Origin of the sequence: Salinibacterium sp. PAMC 21357, from assembly GCF_000247645.1 — a bacterium.
In the GTDB taxonomy this organism is placed as follows: domain Bacteria; phylum Actinomycetota; class Actinomycetes; order Actinomycetales; family Microbacteriaceae; genus Rhodoglobus.
This window is the reverse complement of the sequence record NZ_AHWA01000006.1, coordinates 244,273-260,621: the sequence shown is the minus strand read 5'-3', so window position 1 is coordinate 260,621 and position 16,349 is coordinate 244,273. Positions and strand designations below refer to the sequence as shown.

The window sequence follows — 16,349 nt, the reverse complement described above, 5'->3', positions numbered from 1 at the left end:
CTTCTGCGTGGAGCATGCGATCACACTACTTGGGGCGTGATGCGAACTCTTCGAAGGCGCGGCGTGGTTCTACGCGTGCCTCGATGGAGATGGTGTCGCGGCCCCAGAAGAAGCTCGTGATCCAGTTGCTGAATACTCGAGCCTTGCGCTCGAACATCGGCATTGCCATACCGTGGTAGCCACGGTGCATGAACCAGGCCGGGAGGCCCTTGATCGCGATCTTGCCGGACTGGAAGACGCCGTGGTAAAGACCAAGGCCGGCAACCGCACCGGCGTTCTTGTGGAAGTAGTCCTTGGTGCCTTCGCCACGAAGGTCGGCAACGATGTTCTTGGCCATAGTTTTGGCCTGGCGAACAGCGTGCTGGGCGTTGGGTACACAGAAGCCGCCAACGCCACCACCGGTGAGGTCAGGAACAGCACAGACGTCGCCAGCGCCCCAAGCACCCTCGACAACACCGTCGTCGTTGATGACACGAAGGTCAGCCTGCACGCGGATGCGGCCGCGCTCTTCGATCGGAAGGTCGGTGCTGCGCACAACCGGGTTGGCCATAACGCCAGCAGTCCACACGATGGTGTCTGACTCGAAGCTTTCGCCGGTCGACAACTCAACAACGCCACCCACAGCAGACTTCAGCTGGGTGTCGAGGTGAATTTGGGCACCACGCTCGGCGAGGTTCTTGATAACCCACAGGCTCGTTTTCAACGAAACTTCGGGCATGATGCGGCCCATTGCCTCGATGAGGTGGAAGTGGGTGTCTTCGAAGTTCAAGCTCGGGTAGAGCGGCAGCAGTGATGACGCCAGGCTGCGCATTTCACCGAACGCTTCAATACCGGCAAAGCCGCCACCAACAACAACGAACGTCAGGAGACGGTCGCGCTCGGGGCCAGCAGGCAACGTAGCTGCCTTGTCGAAGTTGGTGAGGAGACGGTCGCGAACGGCGACAGCCTCTTCGATCGTCTTCATGCCGATGGCCTCGTCAGCAACGCCCGGAATCGGGAACGTGCGCGACACAGCACCAGCGGTGACAACCACGAGGTCGTAGTCCATCTCCCACGAGTCGCCCACTTCAGGCTGAATCGTGGCGGTCTTCGTCGCGTGGTTCACTCCCGTGACCTTCGCCGTGATGACCTTGGTGGTCTTCAGGTGGCGACGGTGAGGGACCACAGCGTGGCGAGGCTCAATAGTTCCTGCAGCAACCTCCGGCAGGAACGGCTGGTATGTCATGTAGGGAAGAGGGTCAACCATGGTGACCTCTGCTTCGCCGCGACGCAGCCACTTTTCGAGCTTACGGGCAGTGTAAAAACCGGCGTAACCGCCGCCGACAATCAAGATTTTTGGCACGAGTAAGAGTCTCCTAAAAGGGGCAAGTTCGCCACCAAACTTACTCTGTCTCGCGCATACTCCTAAACCGACGCCAAACTACAAGCCCCCAACCGGCGAAAATAAGCAAAAATATGCCATAAACAGCAAGTGGTACGCCCACATTGCGCAACATGCTCACTGTCGGCAGCAGCGTTCCGAGCGGGCTCGCTGGGCCAGCAGCATCCGGTTGCGCTACCGGAGCAGGCGCCGGTGAGGGAGACGAGCTAGTGGTTGGCAGCGGTGCCGGGGTCGACTCTGCGCGACGATAGATCGTGATCCAATCGGCAAGACTGCCCATCGGGTTGCTGGTCACTAGTGGCACGCGGTCCACAACGGCAGCCTCGGCATCCACAAGCCCGAAACCGTAAATCGCGTCGGCACCAGGTGAACCGGTGTCGTGCGCAGTCTTCACAATGCGGTTGATCACGTTGGCAGCATCAAGTTCTGGATGCGCGGCACGCACGAGCGCCACAATGCCGGCCACAATCGGGGTTGCACCACTGGTTCCGTTCCAGAGCACGTGCGAGCCACCGGGGGCGACGCCGACGAGGTCCTCACTGGGCGCCGAAACACCAATAGTGATTCCCTGAGTTGAAGCGTTGAAACTGGCCGACCCATTCACGTCGACACCCGCAACTGTCAGAACGCCGGGCATTGTCGCTGGCGCACCCACCGAAGTGGTTCCGCTGCCACGGTTGCCCGCAGCTGCTACAACCACAACATCGTTCTGCATGGCGTAGAGGAAAGCGCTATCCCAGCTGAGGGGCCAATCCAAAGTTTCGCGAGTGAGCGACAGGTTAATGACATCCGCCCCCTGATCAACCGCGTAGCGAACTGCTTTAGCAATCTGATCATCGGAACTAATGGGACCGCCGGTGAAACCTATCGAGATGGCCATGATGTTGGCCTCGGGGGCTGCACCGAGCACCCCAGCGTCGGGGCCTGTGCCACGCCCAGCAGCTAGCGACGCCACGAGCGTGCCGTGAGCCGGATTGTCCGATCCCACAGGCTGCTGCCCGTTTGGTGCTCCCTTGCCAGAAAAGTCGGTGCCGCCGGTGACAGCGCCGACAAGTTCAGGCACGGTGCCATCAACGCCGGTATCGATTACCGCAATGGTGACTCCGGCGCCCTTAGTAGTCGTCCACGCTGCCTCAATGCCGTACTCCTGAAGCCAGTACTGCTGATCGCGCACCGCATCCGCATGGGCAGGCGTCGCCACTAATAGCGAAGCAACGCTCGCCATCAGTACTGCGCCAACTGCCCACCGCTTCATCGAGAAGTCTCCCCAGGAACCTCGTCGGCAGCGGCATCCGAATAATCAGGGCACTGACACACGTTGGGGTTCCACGAGGCACGTTCAAGAGCAATGTCGCCGATCGGGTTTACCCCAGGGCCAGCGGCCAACGTGTGGCCAACGAGCGCGTGCAAGCACTTCACGCGAGTGGGCATGCCACCGGCAGAAACACCCGCGAGTTCAGGAACAACCTCGATGCCATCCCGATCAGCGATGTAAGCGTCATGCGCGGCCTGATACTGCTCAGCGATGTCGCCCTCAAGCATTGCGGCCAGCTCAGGCATGTGGCCCTCTGCCTCGAGCGTCGACACGGATGCCGTAGCCGCCGGGTGGCACAGGTAATAGATAGTGGGAAACGGCGTTCCATCGCTCAAGCGTGGCTTGGTTGAAACGACAGTGGGCGCGCCACAAACACAGCGCGCAGCGATGCCGATTACGTCACGAGCGGGGCGACCAAGTTGAAGCGACACAATGCGCACATCTTCATCGCTGACAGCGTCAAACGGTGGGGTGGTCATTGCGTTGGTCCTTCAATTACGGGGGCGATCAACTCATCGGGCACATTTTCGGTGAGTCCAGCAGTGTAGATGGACGACACGAGAGTCTGCACCCAATCAATTTTGGTGGTCTGGATGCTCGTGCTCACCGGCACGCCATCGTTGGTCGTGACATCGGCAGCCTCGCCGGTCACCAAGTAGCTCACTTCGCCCGGGTACACGTAGTACAGGCGGTCGCGAGCTTGAGACTCGATGTAGGCACGATCGTCCCAACGAGCGACATTCTCATTGAGGCTGTCGACCGACTCTTGGGCCTCATCTACCTCTGACTGCAACTGGGCGATGGTCTGCTGTTGGTCAATCAGAATGCGCAGGTTGGGCGCAAGAACGATGACGGCGAGTATGAGCAAACCAAGCATGAGCACGGTGAAGCCCGAAAAGCGGATCGTGCGCAACCAATGTTCGGGCGCGCTCTCTTCGGGCAGCGACACCGCTACCTTTTGTGCTCGTACTCGCCTAGCCATGCGTTCGATGCTAGACGACGCTAGTGAGTGCTAGCCGTTGAACCGCGGGAAGGCGGTGCGACCGGCGTAAACAGCGGCATCGCCGAGCTCTTCTTCGATGCGTAGCAGCTGGTTGTACTTCGCTACACGCTCCGAGCGAGCCGGTGCACCAGTCTTGATCTGGCCAGTGTTGAGTGCAACCGCAAGGTCAGCAATGGTGGTGTCTTCGGTCTCACCGGAACGGTGCGAAATGACGGCCGTGTAGCCAGCGCGCTGAGCCATTGCGACAGCGTCGAGGGTCTCGGTGAGCGAACCGATCTGGTTCACCTTCACGAGGATCGAGTTTGCCGTGGCGAGTTCGATTCCCTTGGCGAGACGCTTCGGGTTGGTGACGAACAGGTCATCTCCGACGATCTGAGTCTTCGAACCGATTTCGGCGGTGAGCTGAGCCCAGCCCTCCCAGTCGTCTTCGTCTAGCGGGTCTTCGATCGAGACGAGCGGGTAAGCCGAAACGAGCTCGGCGTAGTACGCACTCATTTCGCCGGCCGACTTCGAGGTGCCTTCGAACGTGTACGAACCGTCTTTGTAGAACTCTGTTGCGGCAACGTCGAGGCCAACAGCGATGTCCTTGCCCGGCGTGAAGCCAGCCTTTTCGATCGCTTCCATGAGCAGGTCGAGCGCAGCACGGTTGCTGGAGAGGTCGGGGGCGAAACCACCCTCGTCGCCGAGGCCAGTACTGAGGCCCTTGCTCTTGAGCAAGTCTTTGAGCGTGTGGTACGTCTCAACGCCCCAACGGAGACCCTCGCTGAAGGTTTCGGCACCGTGGGGAAGAATCATGAATTCTTGGATGTCGACATTGCTGTCGGCGTGCGAGCCACCGTTGATGACGTTCATCATCGGCACCGGCAGCACGTGAGCGTTTGGGCCACCGAGGTAGCGGAACAGGGGAAGGTCTGCCGAGTCGGCTGCAGCCTTAGCAACCGCAAGAGAAACACCGAGGATCGCGTTAGCGCCCAAAGTCTTCTTGTTTTCGGTGCCATCGACCGCGATAAGTTCGGCATCAACGAGACGCTGGTCGGAGGCGTCAAGGCCTTCGATCGCAGGGCCGAGATCGTCGATTACCGCGTCGACGGCCTTCTGCACGCCCTTGCCGAGGTAACGGCTCTTGTCACCGTCGCGAAGCTCGTAAGCCTCAAACGCACCGGTGGATGCTCCCGAAGGAACTGCGGCGCGGGAAACCACACCGTCGTCGAGCAAAACTTCAACCTCAACGGTCGGGTTGCCCCGAGAGTCAAGAATTTCACGGGCGCCAACTGCTTCGATCAAGGCCACAGGGGATCTCCTTTAAGAAAGATTGTTTGGACTATTAGTGGTGGATGTCCGAGGGAAAGCCTACTCCGAGCCAGCGAGCGATGCCGACTCCGCAGCTAACTCGGAGTCTCGCGGTGCCGGGGCGCGAAACTGGCCCGTAGCCACCAAGATGACGACGAGCACGAGAGGAACCAACCAACCGGTCCAGCCCAGAATCGTTGCCTCAAGAGGACTAAATATTTCGCCAGCCATAACAAACACAAGCGAAAACCCGGCCGCCGCATTGAACGCGCCGTGGGCGAGAGCCGCCGGCCACACCGACTCCGACCGGATGCGCAGCCACGCAAACACCCCGCCGATCACAATCGTCATCCCCACCATCGCCGCGAGCGCGAGCCACCCTGGCGCGTCGCCATAGTTATAGCCGAGCAAAATGAGGGGCGCATGCCAGAGCCCCCAGATGACACCCGAGATCAGAATTGCGGGCACAACCCCCAGCGGCAGAAGTTTAGGCAGCAGCCAGCCACGCCATCCCAGCTCTTCGCCCAACGCCGGAATCACGTTGATGATGGAGCCAATGAGCACATTCACGAACTGCGCTGCAACAAGAACCGCGATCGGTACCGGCAGCGGGTCTTGGTCGAGAGCGGCGAGCTGAGCATCCAGCGTCTCCTGAAAGCCCGAAAAGTTAATGAAGTCGGCCGGGTAGACACCGAAGGCAGCGCCAACGACCAGAGCCGCGAGGATGAGCGCCGGCGGCACCACAAGCGCCAAGGCTAAATAGCGAAAAAATCGCCCGAGAGGGCGAACCGAGCCAAGACCCAGCGCCCGACGACGCGAGCGCCCATCCGGATGCATCGTCGCACGGAGGATTCGCTGCCGAGCTACTCTCCGCTGAGCGGCTTGAAATCTAGGCTAGCAACACTGGTCGAATCTGCACGGACTGTCGCAAAACTCGTGAAGCCGCTCTGAGCCAACTGATCAAGCAACTGGGGCAATTTGCGGGGACGCAGCTCTAGGCGCACTCGCTTGCCCGACCGGATGAGCTCCGCTTGCAAACGCACGAGTTGAGACGGGTCAACATCAGCGTCATAGACGAGAGCTAGTTGATCGTCATTCGCTGCGTCATCCACCTGAACAAGATCAACGAGTCGCTCAAAGCCAAGAGAGAAACCGACAGCGGGCACATCGCTGCCCAGGAAACGCCCAATCATGCCGTCGTAACGGCCGCCGCCACCCAAGGAATAGCCGAGAGCGGGGTGAGCGACCTCAAAAATTGCTCCGGTGTAGTACCCCATTCCGCGCACCAACCACGGGTCGAACTCGATGAGCGCGCCAGAAGTGCCGCGACCGGCTTCAACTGCCTGACCAATGGCTGCCAGTTCAGCAACTACGTCGTCATTGACACCAGCGGGAAGTGCGGCGCGAATGGTGTCCGCCGTGAACTCGGACTTTGACTCAGCCTGGGGGCGTTGTAGAAATTGGGCGAGCGCAGCAACGGGAGCATCGGGGAAGGCACGCTCGCGGAGTTCGGCAATCACGCCGTCGGCCCCGAGCTTGTCGAGCTTGTCGACGGTAATGAGCACCGATTCGTGTTCTTTGGCCGGAAACCCGAGCACCGTCAGCGCACTCGTAAGAAGGCGCCGGTCGTTCACCCGAATTGTGCAGCCCTCAATGCCAAGAGCGTCAAGCGTGGCGGCGGTAGCGGTGATCAATTCGATCTCTGCGCTGGCACCGGCCTCGCCAATGATGTCGATGTCGCACTGGACGAACTGGCGGTAGCGTCCCTTCTGCGGACGCTCGGCGCGCCACACAGGCGCCATCTGAATCGCCCGAAAAACCTTGGGAAGCTCCGCGCGGTGGGTGGCATAAAACCGCGCCAGAGGAACGGTGAGGTCGAACCGCAATCCCAAATCGGCGAGATCAAGAACTTCGGATGCAGCCTGCAGCTTCTCTGTAGTGAGCCCCCGCTTCATGACAGCGAACGCGAGCTTCTCGTTGTCGCCGCCCAAACCGGCATGCAGGCGTGCACTGTCTTCCATTACGGGGGTTTCGATCTCATCGAAACCATGAGCCCGGTAGCTGTCGCGAATCACGCCGAGCACGCGTTCGCGCCGAGCCTTGTCAGTCGGAAGAAAGTCGCGCATTCCGCGGGGAGGATTAACAGTTGACGCCATAATTCCTATTCTCTCGCACGCAACCGGCGTCTCTGGCACGCAATGGAACTTCGGGGCGCTTCGTCACGGATACTGCCAGGTGCGCTTAGTGCGCTGCGTCGCCGACGAGAGCCTCGATTCGACTGCGATGGTGCCGTACCGCAGTTTCGAAGACGGCTGTTGATACTTCGAGGTTCTGGTTAAGAACGAGATCGAATTGCACACCGTGGAAGGTGTTGATGAGGAGTCGGGATTCGATTTCGGCTTGTTTTTGTTCGACGCCGAGCGAAACGAGCGCCGCTGTTCCCAGAATGATCCACTGCTCAAAAAAGTTGCGAGTCACGGTTAGTTGATCGCGCGCCACAGCTTCGAGCAAACCCGCTTCAAACTCGAGGCGAACCCGATGAAGATTCTCGGGCGATTGTGCCCATTGCCAAGAAAGATACAGGCTCGAAAAGTACTCTTCTAAAGTACCGGCGGGCATGGCGGCAGCTGCTTCGGGGCTAACACCACGCGCGTTGGCATGAACAATCTCCCGGATCAGTTCTGCACGGGTGCCGAAATGGTAAACGAGCGTGAAAGTGCTCACGTCGAGCGCTTTCGCTAGAGAGCGAAAAGTGAGACTAGACAGCGGCTTATCAACAAGAAAATAGAGTGCCTGTTGGATCAGTGCCGGCTTGCGGGTCGGGTCAGGTGTGCGAGCCATGTTGATTAACATAACGGTTGTTTGCTAATGGCGTCAGCAAGGGTTATGATTTCTCCTTGTGCCTTAACCCTGTTAATGGCACCAACTCAACGTGAATCCCCCTCACCAGGGGCTTCTCCTACGCTGGATCGGTCGGCCGGGTAATCCCACCGATCCTTAAACGCGTGATGTCTTCTACTAGATGATCGACGTGCGATCACATGTCTCATCTACTGACATTACGCCGGTGCCCTCTCTATTCGGGTTAGAGAGGGCACCACCCATTTCTCCCCACGGCCGCTAGTTGCCGTTGGTCTCTGAGCCCATTGTCTCGGCGGCAACTGACTCTTCAGTTGCGGCTGACTGTGCTTCGTGCGCCTGTATTTCGGCGGTCAAGCTGCGCAGCGCGGTGCGCAATGCCCGCTCGGAGTCGAGGCCATTCGCTTTGGCAGACGCCACAATGGCCAGCAACAACGGACCGAGTTCGTCTTCCTGAGTGACATTGATCGCGCCGGGCACTGTGGCATCAAGAAGCCCAATTTTGTGCGCACGCCCCAATAGTTTGTCGGCGAGCGCCAGCGCTGGCATCCCCTGGGGAATACCGTCAACCACGCTGGTGCGATGCGGCTTCTCAGTTTTCTTGAGGTCATCCCACACCGCAATGACGTCATCCGCCGTCTCCGCCGTCGCGTCCCCAAACACGTGAGGGTGACGGCCAATCATTTTGGCTGTCATATTTGCGGCAACATCTTCGAGAGTGAACCGGCCAGCTTCGGCAGCAATGTCGGAGTGAAAGAGCACCTGATAGAGCACATCGCCCAACTCTTCGACCATGTCTGCCGGTTCACCCGCTTCGATCGCCTCGATGAGTTCGTACGTCTCTTCGACGAGGTGTTGCACCAGCGACTCGTGGGTTTGGTCACGATCCCACGCACAACCACCCGGCGCACGCAGCCGCTCGAGAGTGTCGATCAATTTGTCGAGTTCAGGATGGGGCGCAGCAGGCTCGGTCATATCCCCATCCTCCCACTACCAAAACTAAGTGAAGATCACGAATGAAGTTTGGGTATGTCTAGCCTGAAGTCTGGCTCACCGTCGTCCACTATGTAGCTTGTGACAGAGACGAACACGCGTCCATTAACTGCCACAGCCCTCCACCTCGGCACTCGATTTCGACGTCGTCTCACCGGCACTGTCGTCCGCGCCTTTCGCCCGCTCCTGAGAGTAAACATGGTGGCCTATCGCCTCGATGTCGCGAACGCTCTCTTTCCGACCGGCGTCGCCGATGGTGAAGTTGCCGGGCCCACCCCCGCACGACTCCTTTTTCTCGGAGACTCTGCAGCATCCGGCTACGGAGTGCTCAACCATGGGCTCGGCGTTGTGTCGCAAAGCGCCCGCTATACCGCCCGAGAGCACAGCATCGGATGCTCGTGGACGACCATGACGGGCCCAGAACTCACCGTCACTCGCGCCGCGACGCAACTCACTAAAACTTCCCTTGACGTGGACGCGATTGTCGTCATCGTCGGCCCCCCTGACGTGCTGACGGGAACCACTGTCAACGAGTGGTCGGCTAGCCTCGAACGCATCGTGGAGCTCGTTCGCCAGGGCCCGCGCCCAGATTGTGCGATAGTTTTCGCCGCTGTTCCGCCGATGTATCGGTTTAGGAGCATGCCCACGTTTGTGAAACGAATTTTGGCGCTGCAGATTCTTCGCCTCAACCAGACGACCATTGAGCTTGCGGCGGCTCACCCCACTGTGAGTTATTCGCCATTTCCTCGATTGGATGCGTTCGGCAGTTTCATTCCAGAGGTGCACACGTGGCGAACCATCCATTCGGCATGGGGGCGACAACTCGGTGCGACAATCGCCAATGCCATTCGCCCAGAAACGTTGACTAACTAAGCGTCATGCAAAGATTGTCGGGTGGTCGACCAGAACAGACGCCCCCGCATTCTCGGCACCGCCATTACTGTTGCGGTCGTTGGCGCTGTCGCCGTCGCCGTGTACGCAGGAGCCTCGTTACCCGGCTTTGAGTCGGCGAGTAGTGATTCATCGAGTGCCCCAGCGACACCGGCAGACTCGACTGTGGCGGCAGAAAGTGGCAGCGAGGAGCCAGCCTCGACTGCGGGTGCTGGCGCTGCGGGCATCCCGGCTGACGCTTTCGGGGCGACCGTCAACTATGTGCACGACGGAGACACGCTTTATCTCGACGATGGAAGCACCGAACTGAAGGTGCGATTGATCGGAATTGATACTCCAGAACTCGATAGCACCCAGCGCCCCGATGCCGGCGAATGCTACGGCGAAGAGGCTCGGGAACTGTTGCGAGACTTTCTGCCCGAAGGCACCCACGTGTGGGCCTCTGAGGATCGCGAACCAGAAGATCACTACGGTCGTTCACTGCTTTATGTGCACCTCGACGATGGAACTTTTGTGAACCTCGCCATGATCGAACTCGGTGCTGCCGAAGCGCTCAAAGTTGGCCTCAACGACCGCTATTGGACTGAGCTGCGTAGCGCCGAAGATGACGCTGCCACGGCCAAACTCGGCATGTGGGGCCGCTGCTAGAACGCGCATTACCCAAAGCGTCCACACTGGTGGGGTTAGAGTTCTTGCGCGGCGCCGCTGGTCAACGAGCCCGGTATGGGTTCCCGAGCTTCCCAGCGAACGCATGGCACGATTGGTGGATGCTCGACCCCACCAATCCCGTCATGCTCGCGCTTTTGTGGCTCACCCTCGTCGGGGTGCTGACTGCACTCGCGCTGCGCACCTTCCGTCGGGATCAGCGGGAGTACCGACGCTTCAAGCGGTTTCGCACCACAAAACGTCGCCAACTCATGTTGCGCCGGTGGCTCATCATTTCGTTCACCCTCTTCGGCGGAATGTCATTGGTCACCCTGCTCGCCAGCGGGCAGTTTGCCCCTGACCTGCTCACCGAGGTGCAGGGCTGGTCGTGGGTGTCCTGGCTGCTGTCTGTACTCGCTGCGCGACCTTCGGTAACGGTCGGCATCATTGTCGGCATCATCATCGGGATTGTGGGTCTCACGATTGCCGGCGTCATCGCGGTGCGTAAAGAGGGCGACGAGATCATTGCCGTCGGCGATATTCAGGCCATCCTGCCCCGTAACCGTCAAGAGTTGGTTCTCGGCGGGCTACTTTCGATCAACGCCGGTGTTGTCGAAGAACTGCTGTTCAGACTCGCCTTGCCCGCACTGCTTTTTGCTACCACCGGCAACGCCATTGTTGCTGTCGTGGGCAGTTTGCTGCTCTTCGGGCTTATGCATTCGTATCAGGGCGTTGCGGGAATTGTCGTGACGACGGTGATCGGGATGATCTTCATGGCGCTCTACGTGCTGAGCGGCAGCATCCTGGTCGCCATCATCGCGCATGCCGTGCTCGACCTGCGGTCGCTCGTCGTCATCCCGATGGCGATTGGTCACGTGCACCGCATCGACGGGCGGCTCAATCCACTCGCGTTTCCGCCCAAACGCACCCCCGTTGTTCCCGAGGTAACGGTGCCCGAGAGCTAAGCCTTCTTCGTGCCCGCCGCCTTCGCCGCTGCGGGCGCTACCGTCGCAGCCTCGGCTGCGGCAACTTTCTCGGCTTCAGCCAGTTCGGCAAGTTCGGTCACGGTGTCTTTTGCTCCAAACACGGAGATCAGGAGGTCGTTGGTCCACTCGACGAGTCGGCCGTCGCTTGCCCCCGTTGGCAGCGGAATAATCGCTGCGGCCGCCGCTGAGTGATATTTCGATCCCGGATACATGCGCTGCAGCCGAACCTGTTTCGAGTCGAGCAAGTCGGCGGGGGCCACCCGCAGCTTGTCGCCCATGACGACGACTTCGCTCAAACCAATCTTCTGCGCCATGCGGCGAAGCCGTGAGACGGCAATAAGGTGTTGAACCTGCTCGGGCGGCTCGCCGTAGCGGTCGGTGAGTTCTTCGAGCACGCGATCAATGCTGTCGGCGGATGCCGCGGGCGCGCTGGCCGTCGAGAGCTTTTGGTATGCCTCGAGCCGCAGTCGTTCGCTTTCGACATAGTCTTCGGGAATGTTGGCATCAATCGGCAGCTCAAGACGCAGCTCGGTTTGCCCTTCGGCTACGTCGCCGCGGAATGTTGAGACTGCTTCGCCGATCATCCGCAAATAGAGGTCGAATCCGACGCCAGCGATATGTCCCGACTGTTCGCCACCGAGCAAATTTCCGGCACCACGAATCTCTAGGTCTTTGAGCGCGATCTGCATTCCAGCACCCAGCTCGTTGTTGGCAGCTATGGTGTCGAGGCGTTCGTGAGCCGTTTCGCTGAGCGGCTTTTCTTCGTCATAGAGGAAGTAGGCGTAGGCCCGTTCGCGACCACGACCGACGCGGCCACGCAGCTGATGAAGCTGACTGAGCCCATACTTGTCGGCACGGTCGATGATCAGAGTGTTGGCGTTAGCAATGTCGAGCCCGGTTTCAATGATCGTGGTCGAGACGAGCACATCAAATTTTCGCTCCCAGAAGTCGACCATCACTTGCTCGAGTACGGCTTCGGGTAGTTGGCCGTGCGCAACAGCGATTCGAGCATCCGGAACCAGCTCGGCAAGCTTCGCTGCCACCCGGTTGATGGAACTAACCCGGTTGTGTACGTAGAAGATTTGCCCTTCGCGAAGCAATTCCCGGCGAATTGCTGCCGAAACTTGGCGCTCCGAGTAAGGGCCAACGAAGCTGAGGATGGGGTGCCGGTCTTCTGGCGGGGTGGCCAGTGTCGACATTTCGCGGATGCCCGTCACCGCCATTTCAAGAGTTCGGGGAATGGGGGTTGCCGTCATCGCCAAAATATCAACGTTGGTTTTGAGCTTCTTGAGAGCGTCTTTGTGCTCAACACCGAAGCGTTGCTCTTCGTCGATGATGACGAGCCCGAGATCTTTGAAAGCAATATTTTTCGACAGCAAACGGTGGGTGCCGATAACGACATCCACGGTTCCGTCGGCGAGGCCGGCGATGGTTTCGCGCGATTCTTTGTCGGTCTGGAAGCGACTGAGGGCTCGCAAATGCACCGGGAATCCGGCAAAACGATCAGCGAAGGTCTCGATGTGCTGACGCACGAGCAGAGTAGTTGGCACGATCATGGCGACTTGCTTGCCATCCTGAACAGCCTTGAAGGCGGCCCGAACCGCAACCTCAGTCTTGCCGTATCCCACGTCACCGCTCAGCAGCCGGTCCATGGGGACCGGGCTCTGCATGTCGGCCTTGACCTCATCGATCGTGGTGAGCTGATCGGGGGTTTCGGCAAAGGCAAACGCTTCTTCGAGCTCGCGCTGCCAGGGGGTATCGGCCCCAAAAGCATGTCCTCTGCTGGCCATGCGGGCGCTGTAGAGCTTCACAAGCTCAACAGCAATGTCGCGCACAGCCTTGCGCGCTTTGGTCTTAGCGGCCGACCAGTCGCTGCCGCCCATCTTGTTGAGGGTTGGCGCTTCGCCGCCAACATAGCGCGACAGCAAGTCGAGCTGATCGGTGGGCACATACAGTTTGTCGCCGGGGTAACCGCGCTTGTTTGGCGCATACTCGAGCACCAAAAATTCGCGCTGAGTCTTGACCGCATTGCGGCCACCAGTGCTCACTTCACGCGTCACCAGCTCGAGGAATTTGCCGATGCCGTGCGTGTGATGCACCACAAAGTCGCCACTCTTGAGCTGAATCGGGTCAACAACGTTCTTGCGTCGTGTCGCCAACTTGCGCGTGGGGCGCGCGCCGTAGCCCACCGAACGCCCAAAGAACTCGCCTTCACTGAGCACCGCAAGCTTGAGGCTCTCAACGGCAAAACCATGATCCACGGATGCCCGCAGCAGGTAGGCAACGCCCGGCTCAGTCTCGGCCGGGAACGTCTCAACAGCACGCCCCGCGAGCTCACGCTCAGCGAGCAGGTTGGCGGTGCGCTCCACAAGCCCAGCGCCCTCGGCAATGATTCCGACCGTCCACCCGTCGTTCAGCAGCTGTGCGACATGATCGAGAGCGCCATCGACGGTTCCCGCAAAGGTCGGCATTGCTGCGGCATCAATGCGCACATATTCGGATGCTTCCTCCGCTGAATCGAGCAAGCTTTCGGCATCCGCCTCCCCCGAGTCGAACGTGCTGAGAGTCCACCACGGGCGCGAACCCGCAGACTCTCGAAGTGAATTAAGGGTGAGAAAGTCTCCGGCATCCAAATCAATGGGGGCTTCGGCTCCCGCCGTTGCCGCATTCCACGCAGCGCTCAGAAATTCACGGTTCGTTTCGGCGAGGTTCACGGCCCGGGAGGACACCTTTTCTGGCGACAACACCGCGATTGCGGCATCCGCAGGCAAGTAATGAGTGAGGGGCACGAGCTTGTCGACGAGCGCCGGCGCGAGCGACTCCATTCCATCAACGGGGATGCCCTCGGCGATTTTTGCGAGCATCGTCGAGAGGCTCGGAAACTCGTGCTGCATTTCGCGCGCACGTTGGCGGACAGAATCACTCAGCAGCACCTCGCGGCTCGGCACCAGCTCGGCGGTCAGAATGTCTCCATCGATGGACCGCTGATCGGCAACCGAGAATTCGCGCAACTGCTCAAGCTCGTCGCCAAAGAATTCAAGCCGCAATGGATGCTCGTGGTTGGGCGCAAACACGTCGAGAATTCCGCCGCGCACCGCGAACTCGCCGCGCCGGGTCACCATGTCGACGCGAGAATATGCCAATGCAACAAGGCGCTCGGACAGCGCCGAAAGATCGTAGTTGCGGCCGCCAGCCTTCAGCTCGATGGGCTCAATCGCTGTGAGATTGTCGGCGATGGGCTGCAGCGCTGCCCGCACCGAAGCCACCAACACAAATTGGCCGACAGGGTTCTCTTGCCAGCGCGCAAGATCGCGCAGCGCCTGCATGCGCTTGCCGACAGTTTCGGCACTGGGGCTCAACCGTTCATGGGGAAGCGTCTCCCACGCCGGAAACTCGACAACCTGCGCATCAGGAAGATAGCTGGTCAGCGAACGACGCAAAGATTCTGATTCGCGGCCAGTCGCTGTGATCGCAAGCAGCGAGCGCGGCGCCTTCGACTGCGTTAATAGCCCGCCCAATAAAGGGGCTCTCAGACCTTCGACGAGGGAGAAGTCTGCGCTGTGCTGCGAAAATCGCAGCGCGTTCTGCACAGTTTTGGCGCGCGAAAGTGCTGAGATAAGTCCGTCAAGAGTCACCGGAGGAGTCTACTCGCGGCTACCGACAGCACAGTGCGAGTTCACCCACAGCGCAGCGGTCAAGCGGCGTCGCTAGGGCACCAGAGGCAGCTAGCGCGGGCTATGGAAACGCTGTTGCGCGGCTTCGAGGCCTTCGCTCGCGACCATGGTGACCGCATCCGCAGCATCACTCAGAAGATTGGGCAAGGCTTTGCGTTCTTCGCCCGAAAAGTCACGCAGCACAAAGTCGGCGGCGGGTTGGCGACCGGGCGGGCGACCGATGCCCACTCGAACACGGGTGAAATCTGGCGAGCCAGCGGCAGCAGCGATATCACGGATGCCGTTGTGACCGCCGTGACCGCCACCAGTCTTGAGCTTCACAGTGTCGAAGTCGATGTCGAGCTCATCGTGCACGACGATGAGGCGTTCAACGGGAATCTTGTAGAACCGCATGAGGGCAGCAACGGGGCCACCCGAAAGATTCATGAATGAATTGGGCTTAGCCAGAATCAGCTTGGGGCCAGCACCAAAGCTGCGGCCTTCAGCGACCGCAGCATTGGATTTGTGGTTCTTGAAAGTGGCAGACGACTCGTCTGCCAAATGGGCCAGCACCATGTGGCCCACGTTGTGGCGATTACCGGCGTAGCCGGGCCCGGGGTTACCGAGCCCGACTACTAACCATTGGTCATCCACGATTTCTCGCTTACGAAAGAAACGAATTATTCAGCAGCCTCTGCAGCGGCGTCGGCAGCAACGGCTGCGGCTACTTCTTCAGCAGCTTCAGCTTCAACCGACGAACGAGGCATGCTCACGAGGACCACGAGAAGGTCGGGGTCGGAAAGCAGGTTCGAGCCCTCGATGAGGGTGACGTCCTTGGCGTAGACGTGGTCGCCCTCTTCGTTGCCATCGATGTCAACGGTGAAGTACTCAGGAATGTGAGTTGCTTCAGCCTCAACCGAGATGGTCGGTGCGTCGAGGTTGTAGATGGTACCGGGCGCGGGCTCACCAGTGACGTGGATCGGTACATCAACGATGACCTTCTCACCCTTGCGGATGACGACGAGGTCGATGTGCTCGATGATCTGGCGAACGGGGTCTTTCTGAACATCCTTGACCAGCGCGAGCTGGCTCTTGCCGTTGATGTCGAGGTCCAAGATCTGGTTCGACTTGCGCAGGATGAGTCCGATTTCGTGACCCGGGAGGGCAACGTGGATGGGGTCGGTGCCGTGACCGTAGATGACGGCGGGGATCTTGCCCAGGGCACGGAGCTTGCGAGCAGCACCCTTGCCGAAGGATTCACGGGCATCCGTGACTACGTGGTTAACGCCTGGCTTAGCCATTGTTATCTCCTAGAGGACCAGTGGTCCGTAAT

At 59.8% G+C, this 16,349-nt stretch carries 15 protein-coding genes; 3 read left to right on the top strand and 12 right to left on the bottom strand.

What is annotated here, in order from left to right:
• Positions 1-25: 25 nt before the first annotated feature.
• The 9 genes from ON14_RS13805 to mazG form a co-directional block, all read right to left on the bottom strand.
• A complete protein-coding gene (locus tag ON14_RS13805) occupies positions 26-1,342 on the bottom strand; it encodes an NAD(P)/FAD-dependent oxidoreductase (protein WP_010205965.1) in 1,317 nt (438 codons plus the stop codon).
• A gap of 40 nt (positions 1,343-1,382) precedes the next feature.
• Positions 1,383-2,636, bottom strand: a complete 1,254-nt coding sequence (locus ON14_RS13800) for a S8 family serine peptidase (protein WP_010205964.1) — start codon at positions 2,634-2,636, stop codon at positions 1,383-1,385.
• Positions 2,633-3,175, bottom strand: coding sequence for a DUF501 domain-containing protein (locus ON14_RS13795; RefSeq protein ID WP_010205963.1), 543 nt, complete (start codon positions 3,173-3,175; stop codon positions 2,633-2,635). The genes ON14_RS13800 and ON14_RS13795 overlap by 4 nt, the downstream gene beginning before the upstream one ends.
• Positions 3,172-3,678: an FtsB family cell division protein gene (locus ON14_RS13790; protein WP_026037750.1), complete on the bottom strand. Its 507-nt coding sequence runs from the start codon at positions 3,676-3,678 to the stop codon at positions 3,172-3,174. The genes ON14_RS13795 and ON14_RS13790 overlap by 4 nt, the downstream gene beginning before the upstream one ends.
• Positions 3,679-3,708: 30 nt before the next feature.
• A complete protein-coding gene (gene eno, locus ON14_RS13785) occupies positions 3,709-4,989 on the bottom strand; it encodes a phosphopyruvate hydratase (RefSeq protein WP_010205961.1) in 1,281 nt (426 codons plus the stop codon).
• Positions 4,990-5,049: 60 nt separating this feature from the next.
• A complete protein-coding gene (locus ON14_RS13780) occupies positions 5,050-5,826 on the bottom strand; it encodes a CPBP family intramembrane glutamic endopeptidase (protein WP_010205960.1) in 777 nt (258 codons plus the stop codon).
• Positions 5,827-5,852: 26 nt separating this feature from the next.
• Positions 5,853-7,145, bottom strand: a complete 1,293-nt coding sequence (gene hisS, locus ON14_RS13775) for a histidine--tRNA ligase (RefSeq protein ID WP_010205958.1) — start codon at positions 7,143-7,145, stop codon at positions 5,853-5,855.
• 85 nt (positions 7,146-7,230) lie between these two features.
• Positions 7,231-7,830: a TetR/AcrR family transcriptional regulator gene (locus ON14_RS15310; protein WP_202800969.1), complete on the bottom strand. Its 600-nt coding sequence runs from the start codon at positions 7,828-7,830 to the stop codon at positions 7,231-7,233.
• Between the two features lie 279 nt (positions 7,831-8,109).
• Positions 8,110-8,823: a nucleoside triphosphate pyrophosphohydrolase gene (mazG, locus tag ON14_RS13765; RefSeq protein WP_010205956.1), complete on the bottom strand. Its 714-nt coding sequence runs from the start codon at positions 8,821-8,823 to the stop codon at positions 8,110-8,112.
• Positions 8,824-8,922: 99 nt separating this feature from the next.
• On the opposite strand from mazG, the gene ON14_RS13760 reads away from it, so the two are divergent.
• The 3 genes from ON14_RS13760 (at position 8,923) to ON14_RS15305 (ending at position 11,342) form a co-directional block, all read left to right on the top strand.
• Entirely contained in the window at positions 8,923-9,714 is a 792-nt protein-coding gene (locus ON14_RS13760) for an SGNH/GDSL hydrolase family protein (protein WP_141630077.1), read from the top strand.
• A 21-nt stretch (positions 9,715-9,735) separates the two neighbouring features.
• A complete protein-coding gene (locus ON14_RS13755; RefSeq protein ID WP_010205954.1) occupies positions 9,736-10,380 on the top strand; it encodes a thermonuclease family protein in 645 nt (214 codons plus the stop codon).
• 119 nt (positions 10,381-10,499) lie between these two features.
• On the top strand, positions 10,500-11,342 hold the full coding sequence (locus ON14_RS15305) for a CPBP family intramembrane glutamic endopeptidase (RefSeq protein ID WP_010205953.1): 843 nt from the start codon (positions 10,500-10,502) through the stop codon (positions 11,340-11,342).
• On the opposite strand, the gene mfd is transcribed toward ON14_RS15305, so the two are convergent.
• From mfd to ON14_RS13735, 3 genes are all read right to left on the bottom strand, one after another.
• Positions 11,339-14,998 carry a transcription-repair coupling factor gene (gene mfd, locus ON14_RS13745; RefSeq protein WP_010205951.1) on the bottom strand — a complete coding sequence of 1,220 codons (3,660 nt, stop codon included), beginning with the start codon at positions 14,996-14,998 and terminating at the stop codon, positions 11,339-11,341. The genes ON14_RS15305 and mfd overlap by 4 nt on opposite strands.
• 90 nt (positions 14,999-15,088) lie before the next feature.
• A complete protein-coding gene (pth, locus tag ON14_RS13740) occupies positions 15,089-15,670 on the bottom strand; it encodes an aminoacyl-tRNA hydrolase (RefSeq protein ID WP_026037749.1) in 582 nt (193 codons plus the stop codon).
• Between the two features lie 26 nt (positions 15,671-15,696).
• Positions 15,697-16,317, bottom strand: a complete 621-nt coding sequence (locus ON14_RS13735; protein WP_010205948.1) for a 50S ribosomal protein L25/general stress protein Ctc — start codon at positions 16,315-16,317, stop codon at positions 15,697-15,699.
• Between the last annotated feature and the right edge of the window lie 32 nt (positions 16,318-16,349).